The organism is Streptomyces sp. P5F9, from assembly GCF_057961495.1.
Genome location: NZ_JBXVPZ010000821.1, coordinates 1 through 2,146, shown reverse-complemented (window position 1 = coordinate 2,146; position 2,146 = coordinate 1). Strand labels below are relative to the sequence as shown.

Annotated in this window: 2 protein-coding genes, 1 tRNA gene and 1 rRNA gene; 1 reads left to right on the top strand and 3 read right to left on the bottom strand. The window is 67.5% G+C overall.

The window, feature by feature from the left end; translation table 11 throughout:
* A partial coding sequence (locus AC31A1_RS50535; RefSeq protein ID WP_489659771.1) for a PP2C family protein-serine/threonine phosphatase occupies positions 1–1,015 on the top strand: 1,015 nt, incomplete at its 5' end.
* Positions 1,016–1,069: 54 nt separating this feature from the next.
* Here the strand turns inward: AC31A1_RS50535 and AC31A1_RS50530 are convergent.
* The 3 genes from AC31A1_RS50530 to rrf all read right to left on the bottom strand — a co-directional run bounded on the left by AC31A1_RS50530 (position 1,070) and on the right by rrf (position 2,133).
* Positions 1,070–1,145, bottom strand: a tRNA-Thr gene (locus tag AC31A1_RS50530).
* A 95-nt stretch (positions 1,146–1,240) separates the two neighbouring features.
* A complete protein-coding gene (locus AC31A1_RS50525) occupies positions 1,241–1,903 on the bottom strand; it encodes a DegT/DnrJ/EryC1/StrS family aminotransferase (RefSeq protein ID WP_489659772.1) in 663 nt (220 codons plus the stop codon).
* Positions 1,904–2,016: 113 nt separating this feature from the next.
* Positions 2,017–2,133: ribosomal RNA gene (rrf, locus tag AC31A1_RS50520) — 5S ribosomal RNA — on the bottom strand.
* Positions 2,134–2,146: the final 13 nt, after the last annotated feature.

Here is a 2,146-nt window from a genome sequence, read left to right as displayed (position 1 = left end):
CCACCAGGCCGCCCTGCGCACCTCCATGCGCAGCCTCGGCCTCGGCGAACCCACCCGCCGCGTCAGCTCGGGCATCGGCCCGACTCTCGCCACGGCTTCGGCAGTCGGCGGCGAAACCGTCGTCCTCCCCCTGGTCGCCCGCAACCGCGTCATCGGCATGCTGACCCTCGGCAAGCCCACCGACGAACACTTCCGCCAGGAAATCCTGGAACTGGCCGAGGACTTGAGCCGCCGGGCCGCCCTCGCCCTCGACAACGCCCGCCTGTACTCGGAGCGCACGGCCATCAGCCAGTCCCTCCAGCGCAGTCTCCTGCCCCCCGACCTCCCGCACATCGAGGGCGTCGAGGTAGAGGTCATCTACCGCGCGGCCGGCGAGGGCAACGAAGTAGGCGGCGACTTCTACGACCTCTTCCCCATCCGAGACGGCGTCTACGGCTTCGCCATCGGCGACGTCTGCGGCACCGGCCCCGAGGCGGCCGCGGTCACCGGCCTGGCCCGCCACGCCCTCCGCCTGCTCGCCAGGGAGGGCTTCGGCGGCCCCGCGGTCCTGGAGCGCCTCAACTCCGCGATCCTCGACGAGGGAGCCCGCAGCCGCTTCCTGACCCTCCTCTACGGCGAGTTGTGGCCCCAGGAGGACGGCAGCGCCGAATTGAAGGTGGTCTGCGCCGGCCACCCCCTCCCGCTCCGCCTGCGCCAGGACGGCACGGTCGAACCGGCCGCCGAACCCCAGCCCCTCCTCGGCGTCATGGACGACCTGGAGCTCTACGAGCAGACGGTCACCCTCGATCCCGGCGACGTCCTCCTGTGCGTCACGGACGGCGTCACGGAACGCCGCGAGGGCACCCGCATGCTCGGCGACGACGGCCTCACCGACGTCCTCACGACCTGTACGGGTCTCACAGCGGGAGCCGTAGCGGCCCGCGTGATGCGCGCGGTCGAACGCTTCGCCTCCGACGCTCCGTCCGACGACATGGCCATCCTGGCGATGCGCGTCCCGGGCCTCCAGAAGGACTGACCGACCCCGAACACGCAGAAGGCCCCGCCCAATTGGGCGGGGCCTTCTGATGTCTGGAGCCCTCTAACGGAATCGAACCGTTGACCTTCTCCTTACCATGGAGACGCTCTACCGACTGAGCTAAGAGGGCCTGTCGCTTTCCCGAGGTTTCCCTCGCGGCAACGAAAAGAATCATACCCCGAACAAGCCCGTGCGCCCAACCACCGCCGCCCGACCCCGACTCGATCAGAATGCGGGCTGCAACAGTCCCCCGAGCGCGTTGCACGCAGAAACGATCCGCTGCATCTCCCGCTTGGTCAACGAGGCGTCCACCGGCAGCGCCAGTGTCTCGTCCGCGGCCCGCTCGGTCTCCGGGAGAGCCACACACCGCCGGAACTCCGGCAACCGATGCACAGGAGTCTTCACCGGCACCCGGCACTCAACTCCCCTACCGCGCACGGCCCGAGCGAAGGCGTCACGATCCGGCCGCCCGTTCCCCGGCACCCGCACGACGTACTGCTGGTAGGTGTGTCCGTCCCCACCATCGGGCGTCCGCACCCCACGCAACTTCGCATCAAGATAGGCAGCCCGCTCCCGCCGCTGAGCGACTTCGTCGTACGGCGCCTCGGACTCCCCCTGCTGCAACACCAGCAGTCCATGCCGCTGCCCGACCCCGAGCAACCGCCCGACATCAGCGGACCGACCGAATCGATGTACGACAACTATCGCTGCCGTACGCGGAGTTACGGCCACTTCGACAGCGGACGCATCCAGGCAGTAAGTCACCGGATCTATGTCGGCGAACACCGGCAGCCCACCCGCGAGGGTGACGGCCTCGGCGATTTCCACGTTCCCGAACGCCGGCACGACGACCTCGTCACCGAGTCCGACGCCTGCGGCCCTGAGCATTGCAGCAGTACCCATGCTCGGATGGTGATTGCGCAACGTGAACTTCAAGTGACGCACAACAAAAAAGGGTTGGACCCCGAACCGAAGTTCAGGATCCAACCCTTTCAATATTTGTTCGGCGGTGTCCTACTCTCCCACAGGGTCCCCCCTGCAGTACCATCGGCGCTGTAAGGCTTAGCTTCCGGGTTCGGAATGTAACCGGGCGTTTCCCTCACGCTATGACCACCGAAACACTATGAAACA